General features: G+C 49.6%; 10 protein-coding genes and 1 pseudogene. 4 read left to right on the top strand and 7 right to left on the bottom strand.

The annotated features are described in order from the left end of the window. Positions 1-1,758 precede the first annotated feature (1,758 nt). Entirely contained in the window at positions 1,759-2,973 is a 1,215-nt protein-coding gene (locus tag MXE41_RS13200) for an FkbM family methyltransferase (protein ID WP_247099177.1), read from the top strand. Positions 2,974-3,460: 487 nt separating this feature from the next. Here the strand turns inward: MXE41_RS13200 and MXE41_RS02010 are convergent, their stop codons facing one another. The 7 genes and pseudogenes from MXE41_RS02010 to MXE41_RS01980 form a co-directional block, all read right to left on the bottom strand. After that, a complete protein-coding gene (locus tag MXE41_RS02010) occupies positions 3,461-6,793 on the bottom strand; it encodes a hypothetical protein (protein WP_247099176.1) in 3,333 nt (1,110 codons plus the stop codon). A 1,921-nt stretch (positions 6,794-8,714) separates the two neighbouring features. Further along, positions 8,715-9,374, bottom strand: a pseudogene (locus tag MXE41_RS13195) (trimeric intracellular cation channel family protein); the annotation flags it as partial. Positions 9,375-10,566: 1,192 nt separating this feature from the next. Next, positions 10,567-10,935: a hypothetical protein gene (locus tag MXE41_RS02000; RefSeq protein ID WP_247073974.1), complete on the bottom strand. Its 369-nt coding sequence runs from the start codon at positions 10,933-10,935 to the stop codon at positions 10,567-10,569. Positions 10,936-11,070: 135 nt separating this feature from the next. Beyond that, positions 11,071-11,244: a hypothetical protein gene (locus MXE41_RS01995; protein WP_247099174.1), complete on the bottom strand. Its 174-nt coding sequence runs from the start codon at positions 11,242-11,244 to the stop codon at positions 11,071-11,073. Between the two features lie 230 nt (positions 11,245-11,474). Continuing rightward, positions 11,475-13,232, bottom strand: coding sequence for a phosphoethanolamine--lipid A transferase (locus MXE41_RS01990; RefSeq protein WP_247099173.1), 1,758 nt, complete (start codon positions 13,230-13,232; stop codon positions 11,475-11,477). Positions 13,233-15,003: 1,771 nt separating this feature from the next. Further along, on the bottom strand, positions 15,004-16,047 hold the full coding sequence (locus MXE41_RS01985; protein ID WP_246978396.1) for a ribonucleotide-diphosphate reductase subunit beta: 1,044 nt from the start codon (positions 16,045-16,047) through the stop codon (positions 15,004-15,006). Positions 16,048-17,162: 1,115 nt separating this feature from the next. Next, entirely contained in the window at positions 17,163-19,685 is a 2,523-nt protein-coding gene (locus MXE41_RS01980) for a ribonucleoside-diphosphate reductase subunit alpha (protein WP_247099172.1), read from the bottom strand. A 1,805-nt stretch (positions 19,686-21,490) separates the two neighbouring features. On the opposite strand from MXE41_RS01980, the gene MXE41_RS01975 reads away from it, so the two are divergent. From MXE41_RS01975 to ruvC, 3 genes are all read left to right on the top strand, one after another. Beyond that, positions 21,491-22,369 (top strand): flagellin, encoded by an 879-nt coding sequence (locus MXE41_RS01975; RefSeq protein ID WP_247099171.1) that lies wholly within the window; start codon positions 21,491-21,493, stop codon positions 22,367-22,369. A gap of 465 nt (positions 22,370-22,834) precedes the next feature. Further along, positions 22,835-23,710: a flagellin gene (locus MXE41_RS01970; RefSeq protein ID WP_247099170.1), complete on the top strand. Its 876-nt coding sequence runs from the start codon at positions 22,835-22,837 to the stop codon at positions 23,708-23,710. A 954-nt stretch (positions 23,711-24,664) separates the two neighbouring features. Beyond that, entirely contained in the window at positions 24,665-25,237 is a 573-nt protein-coding gene (ruvC, locus tag MXE41_RS01965) for a crossover junction endodeoxyribonuclease RuvC (RefSeq protein ID WP_247099169.1), read from the top strand. The last annotated feature ends 109 nt before the right edge of the window (positions 25,238-25,346 follow it).

Genomic DNA, 25,346 nt, shown 5'->3' with positions numbered 1-25,346 from the left:
TATGACTCATACTCATTAACGAGAGCTTCAAAAGCTGCAGGACTCATAATATGACCATTAGATTCAACCAGCTTCTTTTCCTCAATGAACCTGTTTCTTATCTCGTTAATTTTCTGCTCAGTAAGTTCCATAAGACCTTGCTCCAAATAGCTTATTTAAGCCAATTTCAGCAAGTTCTATGCCTGAAAATTATCAATATTTTTGATTTGTCAAGGTATTTATGAACTATTTTTTTGATTTTTGAACCATGTCATTCATAATTTCGCCGTAATTATACTTTCGTATGCATCTTATTGAGCGTATAAAAAGCAAACAGTCATGGTAAAAGTATCGCATAATGTTTGGAATGGTGTAACTATGGAAATGGCTGCAAGTCTCATAAAATCAGGATTCAGCCAATTGGTATTTGACGAAATGTCTAACGCGTAAAAAAGTAAAAAATACGCATAACTGCGGAATACATTTGCATATGACTATTCCCTGAAACAGTGCAAGGCTCATGGTGTGAACCCCCGGCTTTAACATATGATTAAATGTGATTTATATCAGCTTTTATGCTCGTTTAATGCCTTACAAAACAGAGAAAACAGCTGTTAAATTCAGGCGTGCTCTGCCCACCCCGCATGGTACAGCATCTCGATACAGCCTGTACGACAGGTGAACAATCATCTATTTATTATTCTGAACATGTAGCGCCTCATATCAGATCAGCCACAGCCCCCAAATTGCTCAGACTGTTCATAGCCACGCCCCACATTACTCCTAAGTTCCATCTCCATCATCACATCCCTCTTTAAGGCCGTGCCATTACTGAGCAATAGCACGTTCTGAACCTTACAAGGCATGGGTATTCGCAAGCGTGTAAGTATGCTCATAACGCTGACTGCTAACATGAATGGCTGCCTGTCTACCATGGATAGATTCCTGTAATGTACGCGAGCAGGTCAGACCCCATAGCATCTTGCAGGGAAGGCCAGTCAGGCCTGGCTGTACACAGCTTTGCGCCCCATGAAATGCTCATAACCTGCGAACCATGACATGCTCACGGCCCTGCACATACCATGGTCCATTATCCTTAACGGACCAATGCCCTTATCCCATCGCAGAACGTAGCCCACATCCTCAGGAGGTCGTCAACAGAGCTCCTGCGCAGGCAGCAAACGACTTAATTTGGCTGCCAGTACAGTATCTGAGACCTTTGGCACACCTGTGTATTCATGCCCTTTCAGGCTCTTGCCTATGGTTGAACTCATACTGTTAGCCTCATTGCCTTGCAGGACCATGCATACCCCAACGACTTTGCCTGGGCCAATCTACCGTGGAGATGGCAGATGCGGCCTCCTGGCACATCTGCTGGGCCCGTAGCAGTTTATGTCATGGTCTGGCCCAAGGCAGCACTATAGCCAGCCTGCACCCTTGTTTAAGCTGCTTTACCTTTTGGGTGTCCGGATTTTGGTGTATGCCAATCCCTTATGTAATGGCCCTTATGGCAAGCAGGGGCAGGCTGGGTTATGATAAGCGGCACTGTGTCATCAACAGGGGAGCAGAAAGCTCCTGAGATTGAGCCCCGGCCTTACAGGATTTATACGTACTGGCTGGCGTAAGCCGGATCTGCCCGTAATGGCCAGGCTTGTACTGACCTGGTATGTACTGGCCTGGACTGACCAGGTCAGGTATGGCACAGCATGATTTTTGGGCTTGAGGGCCTGCAGGTTGAAGATTGAGGCGCCTGGTATCGAGGCGCGCGAGGATTTTAGTGTGGCAGCAAAAAACAGGAAGAAGAACAGCAGCTCCGTAAATCAGGCTGCAAAGGCATCGAAGTCAGATATGTCTCCAGCTGTGCAGGAAGAGCAGGCAGCTGCTGAGCAGGCTGCATCTGCAGCCGCTGCTCATGGTACTGTTGCTGCAGGTGCTGATGACAGTGCTGACACTGGCGCCGGAGCTGTTGCAGAGGCTACTGTCAGTGTTTCTGCAAAGCCGGTAGCTGTGCTCTCTGATAAGAATGGACAGGCAAAGGCCATGAATGTGGCTGAATTTGGCCAGCATGTGCTTGATAATTACTCTGTGCTTCAGAGCGGATGGTCAGCTGAGTTCCGCAAATATCACCAGACTCACAATATGGAAGAGGTTCTGGCCAAGCTTAAAGAGGGCATGGACGGTATTTCCTGTGCTTATGTAGACAGGCATATGATGCTGTGTGAACTTGCAGCCGGTGGCAGCTCAGTGCTGGTCAAAAATGATCTTACCTGGACAGATGCTGACCGTGCTCTGCTCAACCACTACCAGAAGCTGTACGACTCCGGAACTGTCCCATTTCTCAACAACGTGAATCTGGAGTGGGGCTCATCTGTCACCAACATGTATGGCATGTACGACTTGCCTGGTGAAGTAATCAACCGCGTCAAAGGCAAAAACATCATCGATGGTGGCGGCTTTATCGGCGACACCATTACCGTGTTCCGTCACTTCTTTTCTGAGTCTCATGTCATCAGCTTTGAGCCGGTAGGGGCCAATTTCAAAGAACTGACCACAACCTTTGAAGACGATATTAAGGCAGGACACGTAGAGGCAATTAACAAAGGCCTGGGAGCTGAGCCAGGCAGCCTGCGCGTGAGCAAGATTCAGGGTGAGCGTGACTCCATGGCTACTCTGACCCGCGACTTTCAGGTAGATGAGCTCTACGAGCAGATTGAGGTTATTACCCTCGACAGCTTTGTTAAGGAGAGAAATCTCGAAGCAGGCCTGATCAAGCTTGATGTGGAGGGCTACGAAGAGCCTATTTTAGAAGGTGCACGTCAGACAATTATTGAACAGAAGCCTCTTCTGGTAATTGCCTGTTATCACAATCCTCATGAGTTCTATGAGCTCAAGGGCTGGCTTGAAAGCCTCAATCTGGGCTACAAATTCCGTCTGCGCCGCTCCTGCTTTGGCAACCCGCTCTACGAGCTGGTGCTCATTGCCTGGCAGGAATAGCGCCATGAGTGCCGCCGTCTGAGTCCTGGCTCCCGACTGCTGGACGCACATGTCGTCTGAATGCACAGGACAGCGGAGCTCATATGGCGTGTGAAAGCACATGGCTGAGTAGCTTAGACAGGGTCTGAATGCATATGGCTGCGGAGTTCAGATGGCGTCTGAATGCCAGCCAGTTGAGAAAGAAAAAGGCAGATATCCGAGGATATCTGCCTTTTTTCGATCTGCACATCCGTGCACTCAAACCTGTGCCGCCCATGCCAGCCATGGATCATTTGTGCAGGCACTGAGCAGGGAACAGTCAAAGCCCGGCCAGGTCATGCCGCCTGTCATATGGATAGGCTGCTTGCCATGAGGAGCTGGCCAGGCAGCATGCAATGGCCGGTAATGGCCTCCTGTATGCTGCTGCATGGGGGCTGCCTGCATTACTGGCCTTCAGGGTGGCGCGGTCTGCGCAGCCTGGCCTGATAGCCCTGCTGTGCAGATAATGCTAGAACAGTGATATCTGTCCTTTGGAACGCATTGAGCGCTGCTCTGCTGTTCTGTGCAGATGGTTGAGTGCCTGGCGGGCCTGCGGTGTCAGCATGCTCATAACCTTACGGCCTCTCATGCACTCACCGAGCACTTCGTGATCGCATGTCAGTGCGGCGGCAGGTGCTACAAAGAACAGAAGCTCCATCATACGGGCGTCATCAACGCTGATGGATCCTCTCTGCTGCTTGTACATCTGGCGGGCACAGAAGAGCATGTTCTGCATATTGCGCAGTGCTGCCGGACTGAGGTTGAGTTTTTCAGAGGCGGCAAACAGCAGTTTGCCGTCCTCTTCTGACTCCTCAGTCTGCCAGATATGGGAACCATACTCGCCAGTGCTGTCTGCTGGAGCCTTCATGGTTGCACAGTTGAAAGCAGAGCAGTTTTCGCTGTCACTGACAAAGAGCTCACTGAGCACAGGGCAGCAGCAGCTCATAATGGACTGAGCATTGTTGACCAGCTCATCGCTCTGAGGGGCGCTGATGATGGCATTGGTACAGTTGTGCTCATTAAGCCAGAGCATCATGTTGTACCACTCAGGGGAGGTGAATGGATTGTTCACAAAGAGCTCAGACTCAGGCAAGGAGTCTCGGACTGCAGGTGAACTAAGCGCTGCTGCCAGATCGGTACTGCTGCCGGTTTGACCCGGGGTAACCTCAATGAGGTCCATGTTGCCTGACAGGGCAAAGGCCTGAGCAATACCACGGGATCCCTGACCGCAGATCAGCAGAGGATATCTGTTGAATCTGTGGGCAAACAGCCAGCAGGAGAGCATGAGAGCCATTTTGCTCTCGACAAAAGGCACTGTCTTTCTGCCAGTGCTGGTGTTCATGCAAGGCTCTGAGCTCAGATTGCTGTGCAGAACATCAATAAAGTCCTGTGGCTTCTCCAGAGCTCTTGCAGCAGGAAGCTCAAAGTCTGCCTGACCGCTGCCCACTTTTTCACGAAGAACATCGAGCAGCTCTGAGGTACCGGCTGCAACATGCTCACAGGTAAGGCCAGATGGAGCGATATACCACATGCTGTCAGGAACAGCCGGGGCAAAGCGGCAGCCAAACAAGCTGTCCTGAGAATGCTGTTCCTGAACATGCTGTCCCTGAATCTGCGAGGTCTTAGCTACTGTGTTTCCGGTCATGGCTACCGCTGCAGGGGACGCTGCTACGCTTCCGCCAGGTGCAACAGCCGGAGCGGCATCATCGCTGTCATCACAGACAGATCCTGCTGCGCAGACATCAGTGACAGCAATGCTGGCTTTGACAGTGCGGTTACCACTGACCTTGCTCTTGCTTGAGCCATCACTTGCGGATGATTTGTCACCTCCTGCTGTGGCTGGGACGGCAGTTCTGCTTTCGGCACTGCTGCTGTCGGAGGAGTCCTTATTGAGAAGACTGGAGAATAAAGAGCGTGAGCTCATTGTGGTTCTGTCTTTGCCTGTGGCAACTTCGCTGCCTTCTTCAGCATCGCTCTCCATATCTGCTTGGCTGGTCTCTTCCTCAGCTGTCTTCGAGTCAGCTTTGCCGGTTACGGCTCCGGCAGTATCGGTGGCTGCCTCACTGAGCTCAATATGTGAGTCTGAGTCTGGCTCTGAACATTCAATTTCATCTTCAAGGAACATGACCAGCCTGGTCATTTTTTCCTTTTGATCTTTGAGGTGTTTAAGCGTATCACGCTCTGACTTGGTGAGCTTTGGTTTGGTTTCAAATATAGCGATTATCAAGTCAATTGCGCTGGTGTTGGAATTATGATAGTCCACAAGAAGAGCGCTAAGGGAGCGGTAATTCGCCTTATACTTTTTGATTAATTCAAGATTCTCTTCATTCGTCTCCTGAGCATAACGCAAACCGTTCTCAATGATGTCATGATTCTCGTTAGCCGTGTTGAGCAAAGACGTATTCTCAATGATCAGCCTGTCCCTCTCCTTTTGAATTTTGGCGATTTCCTGATCCTTGTCTTTGAGGTCCCTGGCAGCATCCTTTTTCTGCTTTTCAAGCTCTTTTGTGAGCCTGTCCTGCTCCTTTGAAAGTCGGTCATACTCGTTTTTAAGCCTGTCCAGCTCTTTACGGGCGGACTCTGCCTCCTCCATGGCGGCCTTGTCTTTTAATGCCCTGTTTTTGATGGACTCGGAATTTTTCCTGATTTCCTCAAGCTCAGACTCAAGAGCAGCCTTCTTCTGCTCGACTTCTTTGAGAAGTCTTGCCACATCAAGACGTGATGACCACAGGGAGGTTTCATCTTTGCTGTTCCTGAGTTCATCTGCATTAGCCGGAGGGCTGGTGGTCAGTTGCTCCTCAATCCTGGCAATATTGGCAGAGATATTTTTCAGAGAGTTTTCTGAATGATCAAGCAGTGCGGTTTCAAATTCACTGTAGCGCTTCTTCAGGGCCGGAGCGCAGATCTCCAGAATGCTGTCGTTATTGGCAATAACATTGTTAAGAAGCTCAATGTCAAAGTCCTTGGCTTCAAAGGCCTTGTCAGCATTACTGATCATGTCTCTGATCAGCTGAGCTGAGGTCTCTTTGCTGCAGCCAATACTTGTAGCGACCTCATCGGTAAGCGATGGAGTCAGGATGTTCTCCATAATGGATTTGACATTGGCCCAGTCTTTTTTGCTGCCCAGTCCGACATCACGGAAAAATGACCATGACAGACGATCGAGGAACATTTCCCTGATTACAGGAGCCGGATCAGACAGGCCAATAGTCTTATCTGTCGCTGGCAGTTCGTCCTTTCTGAGCATACGATAATTATAGAAATCGTATATGGTCAGAACATCTTTTTCACTGAAGGTATAGCAAGGCAGATAGGCATTGGCCTCAGGGCTGAGTCTGACAGCTGAACCGTTGTATTCAAATTCACCGGCCCTTACCAGAACGGTTGAGTAGCCGCCTCCTGTTCTGACAGCAAAGACAGTATCGAGACGAAAGACAGGAGTGTTAATGTTTATGCCTGTCTTAAGCTGATCTACCATGGCCTGCAGTTCGCTCTTACTGTCTACAAGTATCATCTGAACAGGGCTGCCGGAAATTCTGTTTGATGTTACATGGTCAAAGCGTGAGTCATCAGGGGAAGGTTTACAGCTCCACTCCCAGATACCTGCATCTCCTGGCTGTTCACCAAGATTTCGGGCAAAGATGCTTACTCTGTTTTCGTATCTGAGAGGGATATTGTTATTGATATCAGGTGCCACCCACTGGCCATCAACCAGGTCGGCAACACGTGTAAGTATCAGCTTTCTGTCTTCAACTTTGTCTACAAAGCAGAAAGACTTAATAGGGAAAGTAAGTGTTGTCATATCAAATGTTATGACAGGTCAGTCCTTTACAGACTTTCCTGTAAATATGCCTTAGATATTAATAATTCTATCATTTGCCACTGCAGTGCTGGCCGGTAAAGAAGCCGTCAGCTCTCGTACAGAAAGTGAGTGTATACCACCGCACTGCTGTCAGCCAAAGCTGTCAGCCACAACTGTATGTAGCAACTGTCAGCCAAAGCTGTCTGCCACAACTGTATGCAGCAACTGTCTGCTACAGTACGCCTGCTGTTCTGAAGCCTTGTTCATATCAGTAACAGGCGAGGTGTTTTATCTGCAGTTTTATAAAGTTTTTCAGGTATCAGCATAACTGACATCTGCCCGGCACCTGATGCATAAGTACACAGCCTCCCCATTGCGGGGACATCAACTGCATGCAGTCTTGCTCTGTCAGGAGCTAAATTTTACCGTATCTCAATATCAGTGCAGGTCATGCATAAGCAGGTACATGATTATTGTACACAATATCCATGGCCATGGCCTTAATTTAGCCCCTCTTGTGGCAAATAACTGCATTAGCTGCAACCCTCCCACGCCACGTGCCCATCTTCAACACCATTCGACTACGCTGCCACCTCCCGCCACCAACACCATCCGACTACGCTGCCACTACAGGCCAAAACGCATGCGCAAAACAGGGCAGCAGAGGGCAGTGCCCAGCACATATGTCATGCACATACAGCAAATGAAGTGCAGTGATGCTCTGTACAGAGAGCACCAGTCGGCTGTCAATATCAGTGCTGGAAGGTCGTTGGGGCTGGAAAAATAAATTTCGGTCAGTTTGATAAGAGCAAAGAAAGGCAAAGCAATCCAAGGATGAACTTGCCAGCAAGTTATCACTTGAGCTTGATTGATACCGGGCCATAAAAACAGTCAGGCCCTGCTGCGCCATCATATCTGACAGAGCATGCAGGGTCTGAAATAATTAATAATAAAAAATTTTAGACAGTAATTTTTTGCTGAGCACGAGTAGAGCAGGACATACTCGAATTGAAACATAATTCCATACGCCTGAGCTCACTGCATAAAGTGCTGAGTCTGTCTTATTAACCACATGACTCGCATAAGTCTCTTACATGTTATAAAGGCACACAGAAAATACAGTCAGAACCGGCAAGAGCACACGCCTTGAAGCCTGCATTGCACCACAGGTCTGACCTGGATATCTGCTCAGATGCTATGCCCGGATTCTTTGCCCTGGTATAACTCCCAACTCCAACCCTAAAACGTTCCTAAACCCATGATCAAAGGGTGGATTTGGCATTGGCTTTGATTTAGAGTTGAGTTGGCAGTGCGGCTGTTACTGCTGATCTTTGAGATGTTTACAATCTAAAGTTCTGTAACGTGCCTTTAGGTGCGTCAGCTACAGGTTTCCCTTAAGGAACAGTCGCCTGCATGGCTGTTTCCCGGTGGTATGAAACAGCCATTGCTCTCTTATGACTGTGATCTTAGCTGCAGTTTGTCCTGTTGCCTATTAGTTCTTGCTGTCAGTGCTCTTATCGGCACCGGCAGTCTCATTATGGGAACTGGTTTCTGCTATGGAATCTGAGGTCTTTGCCAGTGGAGCTCCACCAGCTCTGTCATCGGAATCAGAGGCATCAGCGGCATGAGGCACAGGTGCTGTGGCAATGTTCTGTTGTTCCTGGGACAGGTCAGCAGAGATGCTCAGTTCAGCTGTTGATGGATTTTGCTCTGAGTCAGATGCTGCATGGTCTGTATTTGCTTCATGGGCTGCATGGTCTGTATTTGCTTCATGGGCTGCATGGGCTGCATTTACTTCATGTGCTGGGGCTTGAGATGATGATGAGTGGTTGATGGCTGGAGACTTGGCTTGCTGAGCCTGGGAGGGGATTGGCCTGGCGTCTGTTTTCTGCTCGGATGCCGAGCTGGTGCTGGTGCTGGAGGATTTTGTTTTGTTGGTGGAGTCGCTGTTTTCGTCGTTAGGCAGGAAGGAGAATACTGGCAGGCCAAGGTGATAGCGTATGGCGATAAGGCGTGTTACAAAACCTGTTATAAGGCATGCGATGATATTGATATTTTCGTTGATGTAGTAGTAGTTATCAGAGACGAAATCAATTGCTACATACATAAGGCCGGTCAGCAGGGCAATACTGGCATAAAGCTCTTTCTGGAAGACCAGAGGAACACGGGCACAGAAGATATCGCGTAAGATACCGCCAAACACGCCTGTTACTACGGCACCAATCAGGGCTATCGATCCCGTAGAGTGGTATTCCATGCCGATGCGGGCACCTATTACGGAGAAGACAGCCAGGCCAAGAGCATCGAGTACGAGGAAAGTGCGCTCAAAGCGGCTGAAGAAATAAGGCATGCGGGTGGTGATGAGTGCTGCGGCGCAGACTATGAAGAGATATTCAGGGTGGGCAACCCAGGTAAGAGGATAATGGCCAAAGAGCATGTCGCGTACTGAGCCGCCGCCAATGGCCGTGGCGCAGGCAATGAACATTACGCCAAAAAGATCCATTTTTCGCTTGCCGGCAGCAAGGGCTCCGGTAATACCTTCAGCCGTGATACCGATGATGTACAGAATGATAAGAAACATGAGTTTCCCCCGGTAGTTTTCCTGCCATATGCATGAAGCGACTCTGCCCGTAAGCACCTCACAGCTTTTCGGGAGCAGCCGTCATTCCACAGATGGGCGGCAGCCTGAACATACTTGAGACCTGACCAATGACCTGCAGGAGTACAGGGCGGTCAGGATTAGTTTTATCTGTTATCTGAAGAGCCCTGAATACCGTGCAATGACACACAGACGTGCAGTCTTATGTGCCTGTGCCCTTGCCACGACGACAGGCTTATACAGGCCAGATGGCAGGTATAAAACTGAGGGCACAGCCGGGGACGCAGGGGAGCTTTTTCAGCCCCTGGGCTCTTTTGGCCGCTATTGTACATAGCCGTGACAGCTTTACTAATGCCCCTTGCCCCTGATAAACAAAATTCTCAAAACTTTCCCAGAAAAACAGGCATCTCCCTAAAGGGATAAGCAAGCTGAGCATTGTGCCAACCCAGGCCTGAAGAGCCATGCGGCTCAGGCCAGTTGCCTGTGCTGCAGTTGAGAGCAAATTGCGCGTCGCAATTCATCTGGCAGCAGACAGGACAGAAAGTGCCAGAAATAAATCCGAATATGCCATGAAAGCACACAAGCCAGCTCTCAGTGCTTAGTGCTCAGAGCTCAAGTGTTGTACCTGACTCATGACTGGACATGGAATATCCTGGCAGAGCCCTGGGACAGCAGACTGAACTGTCTTATTGTTTGGCCGGGAACAGCTCAGATGGAGTGATTGAGTGTGCAGTGCTGACGGGATGAAATGCTGGGCGGACAGGGGCTCTACATATGAGGCAGTGGGCCCGGAATGCACAAGGCCCTGTATCACCGATACAGGGCCTTGTGGACAAGGTAAGCTCAGGGCTATGACCTTCATGTAGAGCTGCTGGCAATATGCATATTATGTGATGGGCTGCCATATGTCGGCCGATTATGCAGAGTCTGCAGGTATGCAGGTATGCATATTATGCGGCGGCTGCATGTCTGCACATGATGCTGCTGCCGTATGTCGGCAGGTTATGCGGCGGCGGCTGCATGTCTGCACATGATGCTGCTGCCGTATGTCGGCAGGTTATGCGGCGGCGGCTGCATGTCTGCAGGTTATGCAGCGGACGCATCTGTGAGCGCAGGATTGCGCGTGGACACAGCCTTTGCCTCAGGCGTTGCCGGGCTGTTGCTTTGCTGATGCTTATTCTTTGTTTTCACTTCTGGCGAGCTTTTCCTGACGGCGACGCTCGGCACGGGCATTACGCAGATTGATGATGACGGTAACGTAGACCGGGCTCATGAGCAGGTTTGGCAGCAGCATGACTACCATGGCTTTCCACACCGGCCAGTTCCAGATATCAATAGCGCCTATCATGCCAAGTGCAGTACCCACATAGGGAATGATGCCCGCTAATGTGGCTATTGGTACTGAACACAGCCAGTGCATCTCCATCATACGGTGAAAAAGGGCGTAGCAGGCTGCTATCTGCATGGCACAGACTATGAGATAGATGGTCAGAAAATAGAAGTTCTGAAAAATATACTTGAACAGCAGCAGAGCAGATCTCATTGAAAACCTTATGTCAGCAACATATCTTAATACTAAGCATGAGATATTATTCTATCAGCACAAAGCCCGATTTTTTCAGCAGTATCTAAACTTTTCGTTACACAGCGAACCGTCCCCGTATCCACACTCACGGCCTTACTTCATCAGGATCTGGGCACAATAGCCGCCATTTGGCTGCCCCTTGATGATTTTATCCTGTAAGGCTCTGACCACTCTCACGCTCTCATGTCTGCATTGCGCCGCCTCGCCCTCGCCATCGCCCTCGTTCTGGTCCTTACCGTCATGAATTGAAGTATTAAGGACGGACAAAAGTCGCAGCTTAACTTCCCATGGTAAGGTCTGGTTCGTCTCTTCAAAGAGTGCAGATTATCATGGTGCGCAAGGATTAATGTAGCTGTGCAACCACAACAAAAAACGCCATTTACCCGGTCATGGGCAAATGGCGTCAGATTATATGGGATAGAATTTTGGGTCAGGCAGAGCCTGCCTTAAACAGCCGGGCTATGCCAGATGATGGTAATCTGCGGGTACCTTCGGTTTTATGCGGCATCAGGAGCTGCAGAGCGCTGTTGGTTGCCTTGCATTGAAGGGCTCTTCACATATGCTGGTGTTGAGCCTGGAGCCGGTGTTGCTGAGGATACAGCAGGATCGGTATTTCCCTTTACTGCTGTGACATCACGGCAGATACTCAGAGCATCCATGCGTGCATCATAAGCCTCGGTCTTTACCTGCATAAGGCCAAGCAGGGTATGGAAGACATTGTCGTGGGATAAAGCCTGACGGGCAGCTCGGGAGACAAGGCAGTTGCTGTCCAGATTCTGAGTGCTGCGAACATTTTCTGACAGCCACATCTGCATAGGAACACGGGTCTGATAGTCAGGGGCAATCATGTATGGGGCGCCATGCAGGAACAGGCCTTTTTCACCCAGTGATTCACCATGGTCAGAGATATAGAAGAGCATAGGGTCGGCATCATCTTCATGACGCTTGAGCACTTCTGTCAGGCTGGAGAGTACCCAGTCAGTATAGACAATGGTATTGTCATAAGTGTTTATCAGATCAGCAAGGTTGCAGTTCTCCACATCAGGACGTGAACAGTCAGGGGTGAACTTTCTGAAACGCTCAGGATAGCGCTCATAATAGCGTGGACCATGTGAGCCAATCAGATGCAGGAAGATAACAGTATCTTTTGTAACATCCTGAGCCAGCTTTTCGACCATGGGAATCATGACCTCATCGCGGCATTTGTCGCTGTCACAGCCATCGGTATTGCCAAGTTCCTTATAGGTGATGTTTTTGCACACGCCCTTGCATGAGGAGTTGTTGTCAATCCAGGTAGCCTGAACGCCTGCCTGAGTCAGCACGTCAATGACATTGTCACGGTACTCGGCAATGTCGGGACTGAAGTCATTGCGGGTCAGGTTGGAAAACATGCATGGAACAGACAGGGCGGTACTGGTAGCACAGGAGCTGACATCTGAGAAGTTAATAAGACCCTTTCCTGAGGTATACGGGGTAGTATCACGGCTGTAGCCGTTTTCAGGATAGTTCTGAGCACGGGCGGTTTCACCAACGACAAATACCATCAGGCGTGGACGCTGGGATGTGGATGCAATAACAGCATCCTCTCCTACATGGATGTACTCATAAGTTTTAGGGAACCATGTAGATTTGACGTATTTGACAGTTGAGACTATGTAGGAAACAGGCATGATCTCCTTGGCAATACCTGGATTGTTGCGGCCTATAAATGAGTAGGTCTGATAGTCAGGCAGAACAATGGCCAGGGCCATGGCCAGTGATGCGCCTGAAAGCGCAACTCGGCCAGCAAGGCCACGCAGGATGCTCTCTGGCCAGATAATACGGGTGCGCCACAGGATTACTGATGGCAGCACACCCAGAAATATTACGTAGGCAGCTGCAGTAAAGGACAGGTAGGCTGATGCTTCGGCCGGATCGGTCTCAAAGACATTGCGGATCATGTCAGTGTCGAAAATGATGCCATAGTTGATGGCAACAAATGAGGCCATGGAGTTAATCATCATCAGTACGATGATGACAGGCTTGAGCAGCCAGCGCCACGAGAACAGGACGGTAAAAATCACCATCATCAGAGCACAGATGGCAACTGGAGTAAGGAGCCTGAAAAGAAGTCTCAGATCGGTGCCGGCGTAGATAGAGCCTACATGACGCCAGAAAGCAAAGTTATACACTGTGGCAAAAAGCAGAGAGCACAGGGCTGTTACCACAAGATAATGGCGTGACCATCCGGCCATAATGGAAAATAACTGTCGCATACAGAAAAAAGCACAAGGATAAGAAAGACTGTATTTTCAGTCACAATCACAGCTTTGCTGATCATCAGCAGTAACTGCACTGCCTCAGCATGAACACGTATGCCGCATGGCCATACCATGCCTCATATGTCAGAACCTGAATCTGTGAGGCCCTGACACTGTCATTCCCTGACGATGTCAGGCTCGATGGCTGGAACTGCAAGCAAGTCCATTAGCCATCGGCCCACAGGCAGCCTGCCGGCAGCCCACAGGCACGCCCTCAGCTGTCCTGTAGCGCAGAGGCTGTTGGCACAGGCATAGTCACAGGCATAGTCACAGGCACAGGCAATGGAGTATTGATGCAATGCTGATCAGAAAAGCTCAAAATTTACTGAAATAGTTTGATATTTAACCTCGGAGGCCCTGAAGCCTGCACACTGCCAGCCTGAAAGGCAGCCATTGCCACTGCCTGTTGCAGGCAATTGACTGTCTTTACCAGTGGGACAGAATGGCTTACTGAGGCTGCGTATTATCACCACAGCTGCCTGCCTTAAAAAGATACGCAGCTTAGGGAAATGACCGCATCAGGGACCATTAAGCTGGCCTAATTTAGAGCAAAGAGTAAGCGCCAGCTGGACAAATCATATCAGTAGCAATGTATGTGTGAACCTTGATAGCAGACAGATGATATTAAGATTCACCACATTAAAACTGGCATGAAAATGATGGGCAAGAAGGTCATATATAGCGCTTCCTACCAGGCAGCACCATGACTTCCTGCCAAAAAGGACGCCAAAAAATGCTCCTCATATCGCTGTATGACCATAAATAAAAAGACTGGTTCCTGATACTGGTAAAAAATAGCATCCATGATCAATATTCACGCTAATTTGCACAAATAACAGGGATTATTGCGCCAAAATTGACCATAACTAATTCTTATGGAAAACGTTGCTGTCAGTATTAGTGGCACAGGGAAGCATGGTTCATGGGAGAGGCAAAGCAGGAGACAAGTTATCATGCGAAAATGATTGCCAATGACATGAACCCCTTATCAACAGGGCGGGCAATATCATATGCAAACGTTTGCACGGGCTAAAGCAGAGCATAACTGCAGGGCCTGAAGTCATCAATGTAAATATCGGGGAGCCAGGTACAGGAGAAAGACTGGAGTACAGCAAGGCAGGTGCACATATGGACAGGTGTACAGCAGAGCTGGAGTAAAGCATAACTGGTGTACAGCATACCTGGATTACTTCAGGACAGGGATACAGCAGGACAGGGGGCAGCGGGGCAGGAGTACAGCAGGACAGGGGGCAGCGGGGCAGGAGACCTCAGCGCTGGGCTGAGATTATGGCTCAGTAACGAACATGAAGGACAAGAGCTTGAAAGTCTTGGGATTGAGGTGAAACTGTAGCCTGTGCTGTTTAAGGCATGGCGTGCCGTGCCAGTGACAGGCGGACATGCATAAACAGCTTTACACAGCAATTGCGGCAGCATCTGCTGTGGGGTGAGGGAGGCAGTCTGGCGGCATGTTGGTAAGCAGCTGTCAGCGTATGAAGCAGCAGTCTGGCACCTGCATCTGAACGCCTGCATAACGAACATTGAGATGCCGCGTATGGCAGCCCTGAACAGCTGCATCGGAAGTGTCTGCAGGCAGCATGAGGAGATGGTCCATGCGCTGAAAACAGGCGAGTGGAAACGGCCGGGGCCCCGCCTGATTTCAGGTGGGGCCCCGGGGAGATGCAGTGCGCTGTACTGCTGCTCAGGGCAGGCAGCGCGCCATGCTCAATTAGAGGTCGTCTACCAGTGCGGTGCTCTTGGCGTAGGCGGTAGAGCGGGCCTCAAAGAAGTCGGTCTTGAGATTGTTGGCGTTGGAGTACTGGCTTACCCAGGACATGGAATGAGGTTCTTCGATGTACTTCTCATCAAGTGGTGGGTAGCCCAGGCTGGTCCAGCGCAGATTGCCCAGATAGCTTATGTAATCGTGAATCATCTGGCTGTTTAATCCCTGAATGTTGTCACCGATTACGTACTTGCCCCAGGCAATTTCCTGGCGTACACCCTCAAGGATCATCTCACGAAGCTCCTTAACCATAGCCTCGTCAAATAGCTCAGGGTTTTCTTTCTGCATCTCCTTGATGATGTTGCGGAACAGCCACAGGTGGGTGTTCTCATCACGGTTGATGTAGCGGATTTCCTGAGCAGAGCCTGGCATCTTGCCATAGCGGCTGAGATTGTAGAAGAAAGAGAAGCCTGAGTAGAAGTAAATACCCTCAAGGATGTAGTTGGCCATAATAACCTTTACCAGGTTACGTGGGCTCTGGTCATCCTGGAAGAGATTGTACAGGTCACCAATGAAGGTGTTTCGGGCCATCAGGTGGTTGTCGCTCTTCCACTGATAGAGGATGCGGTTACGCTGATCAGCAGAGCAGATAGTGTCCAGCATATAGCTGTAGCTCTGGGAGTGGATACACTCCTGGAAGGTCTGAATGGACAGGCACAGATTTACCTCGGACACGGTGATGTACTCAGCGATACGAGGCAGGTTGGCAGTCTGGATGGAGTCCAGGAATACAAGGAAAGAGAGGATCTTGTCAAAAGCCTCACGCTCAGCAGGAGTAAGGTTTGGGTAGTCCTTAACGTCCTGACCGAGGTTGATTTCCTCTGGAATCCAGAAATTGTTCATGGCCTGACGGTACCAGTCAGAAGCCCAGCGATATCTCATGTTATTGAAATCGTTGAGATTAGTCGTGTTGCCGCCGATTAATCTCCACTGGGTAATGTCGGTTTCACCGTCGGGATTAAAGAGCTTCTTTCTGGTAAGTTTATCCATTACTGTCAGACTCTGGGTTAGATAGGTCAAATCAAGTCAGATCTTGGCCGGCCCGGTCCGCCAGGACTGGCCAGGTTCATTGTGGCGGCGCACGGCGCGGCTTTCATGAAATACTCCCGGCTGCACAGTCCGGGGTGTCTGACTATCCATATCCACCGCCCTTGCGGTGGCATCAGCATACAGGGAGTCGTACCGTGCCCAAAGGGCGCTGATACGAGCTTACTGTCCACAGCATGCTCTCATAGTCACAGGTATGCGCTTACAGTGACCCATATTGCATTTTTGCATGGTGGGTCTGCAGCAGGCACAGTAAAAATGTAACGAGGGCATATTTTAACAAAACACGTCCCCTGTGTATGTGATATTTAATCTTGCGATTTGGACATTGATAATAAGCAAGGTCCGCACAACAGTGCTCGGGCCAGTGCTGGCCCTTTTTTCAGGCCTCTGGGATGTACCAGGTATGGCCAGGTTATGCCTCCAAAAATGTGCATACAATTATAAAGATTTATGGATATCAATGCAATATATGCGTTAAACAGTCAAAACATGTCTGATTGTTTATGTCCAAAGTTGTACGCAAAAGCTATACCCGTTTCACCATGCAACTGCTCAGCTCAATAGCGCCATATGCACGCCCATGCAGGCAAATCGGAGCCAATCGGGGCTACTCATGGGAAATCGGAGCCAATCGGGGCTACTCATGGGAAATCGGAGCCAATCGGAGCTACTCATGCCAAATCGGAGCCAGTCGGAGCTACTCATGGCAAATCAGAGCCACTCAGGGCAAATCATGGCAAATAGAAGCCAATCAGAGTTATCCGCGATACATGGCGGCAGCTCACAGCCTGGTCACGCCAATAAAAAGCCGGGCATGGGGTGCCTGTGGGCGCTCTTAATGCCATGGCCTTTGGCCAAAGTTTGCAGAGATATGGCTGTAGAATGGCCGCCGGAGCTGATGCAGGGGCAGCACCGGTTTTCGCTGTTTTCAGGCCGGATATGGCATATGACCATGCAGGCCAAAAAGTCACCGCCCCGCAACAGTTAACTGCTGCGGGGCGGCGATATCAGGCCTGCATAGTATGCTGCAGGCCTTGTGAGTGCGCTGCTGCCTCTTATGAGCTGCAGGACTCGCACTCCTCCACCTCAAGGGCCTTGGAGCGTACGTAGTAAATGGTCTTCACTCCGCAGCGGTTGGCCAGCAGATAGAGGTTAAGTACCTGACGCATGCTGTACTCATTGGTAATGTACAGGTTCATGCTCTGAGACTGGTCGATGTGACGCTGACGAATACCGGCAGCACGTACGGACCAGCGCTGATCGATGCTGTGAGCGCCCTTGTACAGCCAGAAGGTGGTAGGGTTGAGATCAGGGGCTACGCGAGGCAGCATGGAACCCTTCTTCTCCTCCAGGAAGTACTTGTTCATCACAGGGTCAATACCGGCGGTAGTGCCTGCAATGATGGAGGTTGATGAGGTAGGGGCGATAGCCAGCAGATAGGCATTGCGCATACCGTAACGGGCTACATCCTCACGAACCTGCTGCCACTCAGGTGACATATAGCCACGCTTGGTGAAGTATTCACCAGTCTGCCAGTCAGAGCCCTCGAATTTTGCATAGGAGCCCTTTTCACGGGCAATGCTGCAGGAGGCGCGGATAGCAGCACGGTTGATGCGCTCAAATACCTCATCGGAGTACTTGAGGTGCTCCTCGCTTTCCCATGGAATGCCAGCCTTGGAGAGCATGTGGTGGTAACCGCTCATGCCCAGACCGATGGCGCGATAGCGCTGGTTGGTAATCTGAGCGTAAGGCACTGGATAGAAGTTAAGGTCAATAACGTTATCCAGGGCACGTACAGCGGTGAATACCAGGTCGTTGAGGTATTCCTCATTGTCTACTGGCAGACGGCCCAGAGAAAGGGAGGCAAGGTTACAGACAACAAAGTCGCCAGGACGGGTGGTTGTGGTAACGCGAATCTCACCGTCTTCACTGTTGATAATCTGAGTCTCTTCGCTGGCAATTGGGCTCATGTTCTGAGCGATCTCAGTACATAAGTTGGAAGAGTAGATAGTGCCGCAGTGGTTGTTAGGATTGGCCTTGTTAACATGATCGCGGTTGAAAATGAACGGAGTACCGGTTTCAACAGCAGACTTGATGATAAGACGTACCAGGTCCTTGATACCAATGGAGCGCTTGGAGATACGATTGTCGTGCAGACAGTCGTGGTAACGCTCTTCCCAGAGATCGCCGTAGCAGTCCTCGAGGCTGTAGCCCTTGTACTTGCGAATCTCATATGGACACATCAGCTGCCACTGACCGTCCATGTTGTCCTCAACCTGGCGCCAGAAGTAGTCTGGTACACACAGGGCTGGGAAGACGTCGTGAGCCTTCATGCGGTCGTCACCATTGTTGGTGCGAAGCTGGAGGAACTCAGGGAGGTCACGGTGCCAGATGTCCAGATAGACGGCTACAGCGCCCTGACGTACGCCCAGCTGATCTACTGCAACGGCAGTGTCGTTGATAAGACGGATCCAGCGGATTACGCCGCCTGCTGCACCCTCAAAGTTACGGATAGCTGAGCCCATGGCGCGTACCTTACCAAGGTACATACCCATACCACCGCCAAATTTGCTGACCTGAGCAAAGTTGTTTATGGATCGGTAGATACCGGTCAGGCTGTCAGGCACAGTATCGATGAAGCATGAAGACAGCTGATGGAATGGCTTGCGGGCATTGGCCAGAGTAGGGGTAGCCATGGTTACTTCCATGCGTGAGAGCATGTCGTAGAAACGGCGTACCCAGGTAAGACGCTCGTTGCGGTCTTCCTTCATGGCCAGGTGCAGAGAAATACCAAGGAACATTTCCTGTGGGGTCTCTACAGGCTCGTGCTTATGGGTGGAAATAAGGTAACGCTTGATGACCAGATCAAGACCTGAATAGGTGAACAGATAGTCGCGGGTGTTCTCGATGAAACCGGCGGCTTCGTTAAGTTCCTCTTCGGAGTAGGCATCAAGGATGTACTGACCGTACAGGCCCTGGTTGGCAAGCCAGCTGATCTTACGGTAGAAAGTGTTGAGGTTAAGAGGCTGGAGCTGCTCTCTTAAGGTACGGTGAAACTTGTGGGACAGCAGACGGCCGGCAATAAGTTCAAAGCGTGGTGCAGTAGAGGTGGTCAGCTCGCAGGCAGCCTTGATAAGGGCGGTAAGCTGATCGTTGACTGAGCCAGAACGAGGAGCAATGGCTGTGTACTTGGAGGCCAGTACGGTCATGGCGTACTCTGGCTCCATAAAGTCATTCTGAATGGACTCCAGGGTAACCTTGAGGGTCTCGTCACCGCTGGCATCAATGATGTTGTTGCGGGCAGTACGCAGCTCAAAACGCTTCTGACGGTAGAGAATATAGCTCTTGGCCACTGAGTAGAAGCCACGGGCCATGAGGGTCTGCTCAACAATGTCCTGAATGTTCTCGACGGTACGATCTGAAGTATTGATTACCTTATCAGAGATAGTGGTAACCAGATCGTGACGGATTTCATCAGTAAGCGCCTCACCAACATTGGAAAAGGCCTTGCCCAGAACGATGGCGATTTTGTTAACGTCAAATGTTTCTGCAAGACCTGAGCGTTTGATGATCTGCACGGCACGGCTCCATAAATGACATCATACCGTCTCACGACCAGGGTGGTCGGGATCGGCCTGCGTGACTGTAGAACAGGTGCATATAAAGGATGATGCAGCCTGTCAGATGCTGCCTGCAGTACAAAGCACAAATGACGGGCACGGCCCGTCCCAGAAAGCTTAAGCTCTCTGCTGCGCAAACATACTACAGGGGACATTCCTTGAGCAGTCAGGCCGGCAGGGAGTATGTGGGGGCTCAGATGATCCCGCTGTACATCCAAAACGCAGCCTGTGCCGTATACAGTCCGTCTGGGCTGCACGGTAACAGGGGATTTTTCCTGCACCGAAGGAACAGTTCACGACAGCGCCTCCGCCTCACTCTGCGGACGATGCTGATAATAAGTTTAAAGAAAGATGGGCGCGCCAGGCGGCCATCGGGAAAAAGCAAAAGCCTGTCCAGTCAGTAAGATAGCGTTTCCACGTCTGGCTCTGCACGGAACCTCAGAAACGGTAAATCATGTCCTTTTATAAGCGGGCATTCTGTCTGTCAGGCTTGGTAATTCGTGGGGGCTCATCATACACCAGGAGGGCAAAAAGATCCAACACAATTGCAGCCCTGCGCCGTCTGTAAACTGATATGGATAAATCGCCAGAAATAGGCATAAATATGCCGTTTGTAAAAATTGATGTCCACCACAAAAAAGCACGAACAACGGCTCCGGACAGTACGCTCACAAGGGAGTCATGTACCTGTTAATCCCAGGTTTATGGCAGGTCTGGGGTCCTGTAAAGGTTCTGCTGTTTTGGCAGGCAAATCGCGACACAACAGATTAATTACCTTATTTGCAAAAAAGCACAATAATTTCTCACAATCCCCGCAGTCATCGAAACAGCAGGCTTCCATACATAAACTTGATAAGCAGGCCACTCAGGAAAGCACGTCAATGTGAATTACACCCGTACAGCCCGCAACCAGGCCTGTGAGAATTTATCCCGTCAGTCAGGTGCCATTATTTGACCTGAACAGGCTAATAATAATTTACTTTATTAATGAGATTAACAAAATAAAATAGCCCTCAAAGCATGGATAAATGGGGCTGGACGTACTTAATAAGCCTTTAGCCATTAGCAAAACTGAACAAAACACAGGCCGTCTTTCTGCAACAGCCTCACCTGATGTCAACACGAAGCTGTACCCACTCAAAGCATAGCTGCCTATCAGCACTCCTATGGCACAGTGTGCATAACAAAGTCAGCAAAGATGGGAAAATATTACGAACAAGCTGTCCCAGCTTTGGGGGCCCTGGTATGGCCAGGAAGCAGTAATAGTAAGTTTTATATGAATAGACATATTTATATGTTGTTAGTTTTTCTGTGCTGCATGTCACATATGATTAATGCATTGAGCTTGATAATAGGGCTGTAATTTTCGGGACTGAAATAACCGTCATAGCTATAACATATGATGTATCTATGCAGAACCTTTCAAGGGTATGGACTGCATAGAGAACATGACTACTTGTACGTGAATATATTAATTTATTTGCAAATAACTATATATTGCTAAAGAGCCATATATAAGCGTAATAGCTCATACATGAAATCACTGTCATACAGGTTCAATAATAAGACAAATTACGATACGTACGTTGTTTGTGTTGGCAAATAGATACACTGTAAATGAAATTTTACAGGCGCAATTTATATCCTTTTACACCGGACGTTAACGGTTGCAATGAGACCTTATGAGGTCATCTACTCATAAACAGCACTAAATATGAATTGAATGAACCATATTAGTGCACTGCTGATTAATAAGGTGAATTATGGCAGTTTATGTTAATACCAATGTGTCCAGCCTTAACGGACGTCGCTACCTCAATAATGTACAGAATCAGCTGACAACCACATATCAACGTCTCTCCTCAGGCCTGAGAATTAACAGCGCCAAAGATGACGCTGCCGGCTTGCAGATTTCCAGCAGACTGACTACCCAGATAAACGGTCTGAATCAGGGTAACCGTAACTCCTCCGATGGTATTGCTCTTGCCCAGACCATCGAAGGCGCCATGGACGAAACCACCAATATGCTTCAGAAGATTCGTACTCTGGCTGTTCAGTCTGCCAACGGTACCAACACTACTGAAGACCGTACTGCTCTGCAGAAGGAAGCTCAGGCTCTGGCTGACGAGATCAACCGTATTGCCAAGCAGACCAAGTTTGGTGGCAAGACCGTTCTGGACGGTGGTGGTGACGGCTCTATCTACAGCGCCGGTAATGCTACCTCCAAGGGCAAGCTGACCCTTCAGGTTGGTGCCAACAAGGGCGACACCATTACCTTTGAAGTTAACGCTACCATCCTCTCCAAGATTAATGGTATGGCTGCTGTAATGGATAAGGGTGCTCTGAAGATGTCCACAGCTGACAATGCATCTGCCATGATCACTGCCATCGACAAGGCCATTGGTATTATTGATGGTCAGCGCGCCGACATTGGTGCTTTACAAAACAGACTGGAAAGCTCAATTCGCAACCAGGCTAACGTCTCTGCCAACCAGTCTGATGCACGCAGCAGAATTCGTGACGCAGACTTCGCCGAAGAATCAGCCAATCTGTCCCAGCAGTCCATTATCCAGCAGGCTGCTACCTCCATGCTCATGCAGGCTAATACCCGTCCACAGCTCGGTCTGTCCCTGCTCGGTTAATATATTAGCATTGCATGCAGATCTGACTTTCTGTTAACTCAGACAGATTCTCAGATAGAAAAGAAAAGCCCGATCATATTTTCAATGATCGGGCTTTTTCTTTTGGTGGGACAGTTACTGCCAGTGCACACGAACCAGGCATACACTTTCCAGAATAATATATGAGACTTGTATTAACTAAAACGTTTTGCAGAGCATAAGTAGCAGGCATTATATCTTAGTTGCTTACTAACTTAATGCTTAATAAGCACGGATTAAAAGTGAAAATTTAATTATTGTGTGTAAAACTGACGCTATATTATGTATCTAGTTATGTATCAAGAATATGGCTGATATCGACGTGCCATCAATGGTTTTGATCATAGATTCAACATCGTACATTGCTAACGTTGTAATTTGCCGGCTGTAATGGTTTTACAGCCATATTATGAGAGACACATTTCATAACGATAAAGGAATTATTTAATGGCAGTTTATGTAAATACAAACGTCAGCTCCCTGAACGGACGCCGCTATCTTAACAATGTACAGAATCAGCTCACTACGACCTATCAACGCCTCTCTTCAGGTCTGAGAATTAACAGCGCCAAGGATGATGCAGCTGGCCTGCAGATCTCCAGCAGACTGACAACTCAGATCAATGGTCTGAATCAGGGTAACCGTAACTCCTCCGATGGTATTGCTCTTGCCCAGACCATCGAAGGCGCCATGGACGAGACCACCAACATGCTGCAGAAGATCCGTACTCTGGCTGTACAGTCAGCCAACGGTACCAATACTGCAGAGGACCGTGCTGCTCTGGCCAAAGAGGCCCAGGCTATGGCTGACGAAATCAACCGTATTGCCAAGAGCACCAAGTTCGGTGGCAAGACCGTTCTGGACGGCGCTGGCGCTGACTCGATTTACGGCGGTGCTGCGGCTGCTGATGGAAAGATGACTCTGCAGGTTGGCGCCAATAAGGGCGACACCATCGATTTTACTGTTAAGAATGGCATTCTTTCCAAGATGAATGGTATGGACGCTGTAATGGATGCTGGCAAGCTTAAGATGGCTACAGCCGATGAGGCCAGTGCTATGATTACTGCTATCGATAAGGCCATTGCTGAGTCTGATGGTAAGCGTGCTGACCTGGGCGCTTTACAAAACAGACTGGAAAGCTCAATTCGTAACCAGGCTAACGTATCTGCCAACCAGTCTGATGCCCGCAGCAGAATTCGTGATGCAGACTTCGCCGAAGAGTCTGCCAACCTGTCCCAGCAGTCCATTATCCAGCAGGCTGCAACCTCCATGCTCATGCAGGCTAACACCCGTCCACAGCTTGGTCTGTCCCTGCTCGGCTAACAGGATGAGTGCTTAGAATTAAGCTTCCTGTTTGCTCTGCATAAGACTGACTGCAGACTTTTGTCAGTCTTATGCGCGAAAATTAAAAGCCCCCGTTTCTGTCGAAGCAGGGGCTTTTGTTATTTGTGCTTCTGTGATTTCTCTGCACTGATATTCAGTAAAGGACAGGGATACGCGTGGTAATGCCAGGTTATTGGTTATGTTGGCCTGTGACAGTTACTGCATGGCCCTGTTACATTAATCTTGCCGGGACGGAATTTAGCCTACAAGCAGCATGCTCAGGCCAAGAAAACATACTATGGCCATAAGCATACTCAGTGCATGCAGCAGGATATTTTTGAAGTTTTCCATAGTCGTTACCTCCCAGTTGGGTTAAGAGCCGCCCGGTCCCGGCCATAGCCCGGAGCAAGGCATATTCCTTTAACCGCAGTGGGCAATTAAACAGGTCATTATGTTTTGCCATAGGGCATGCCGCTCTTATATTTATTATCGGCAAAGTTCAATATTGCTTTATTGGTAAAAGCTGATTTTTATCGTTTTTTTGATCTGGTGATGGGGAGGCTGGCAATAGTCAGAAGCGTACTGTTCGTGACATGGCCCTGGGCGGTGGAGGGTTACAAATTTGCCTTAGTGAGGTTGCCCGGCGGGCCGTTTTGTTAGATTCTGGTCTGGTCCAGCAGGGGAAGCTCTAATCTGAGCTGGTTTGGTCAGGTCTGGCTGGTCGGGCCATGTCTGTACGGGCCATGTCTGGTCGAGCCTGGTTTGTACGGGCCAAGTCTGTACGGGCGTTGGATTATGGCTGGCAGCCATTATCTGTGTGATTGCCAGATGAATGGTCTGCAGACAGTGGAAAGTGACCTGATGTTCCATTAGACTATCCAGTCCTGCACAGCCCTGGCTTTTCCCGCTTTGACAGGGGCTGATATTAAATGGCATCTTTACAGGGAGGCCGGTATGGCAACAACAGTTCTGGGAATCGACCCGGGCACTCGTAAAATGGGTTACGGAGTAATCCAGGTCGTAGGTAATAATGACTTTATTTACGTAGGCTCAGGCTGTATTCACTGCAATGAGTCCAGGATTCAGGATCGCCTGCTGACTATCATGAAAGCCATTGAGACTCTGCTTGAACAGTTTTCTCCTGATGAAATGGCTATCGAGGAGGTCTTTGTCAGCCTTAACCCTCAGTCTACCATCAAGCTTGCCGAATCACGTGCTGTTGCCATGGTGGTTGGTGCCAGGGCAGGTCTGGATGTCTATGAGTACACTCCTATGCAGATTAAGCAGGCGGTTGCATGTACTGGTGGTGCTGACAAAAAGCAGGTACAGGCAATGGTAAGGCGTTTGCTCTACCTGAACAGCGATCCTCAGATCGACGCCTCTGATGCCCTTGCCTGTGCTCTGTGTCATGCTTATACCCGCCGTATCCGTTCTGTAATGGGCCCGGGAGCAACCATAGCCACCAGCTCTCGCGGTCGCGGCCGTACAGGTCCGCGCAGCAGCTGGCGTAATTACCAGCCTTCATGAGGCCAAAATAACCTGGCTGTTCCTCCTCACGATGACGGATATGCCGCTCAGCCGTGGGACAGAATTTGCCGATACTGGCGCTATTGAGTACACGGACCGGCATGGCCCG

Source organism: Anaerobiospirillum sp. NML120449 (genome assembly GCF_023051105.1).
In the GTDB taxonomy this organism is placed as follows: domain Bacteria; phylum Pseudomonadota; class Gammaproteobacteria; order Enterobacterales; family Succinivibrionaceae; genus Anaerobiospirillum.
This window is presented reverse-complemented; position numbering and strand designations above follow the sequence as displayed.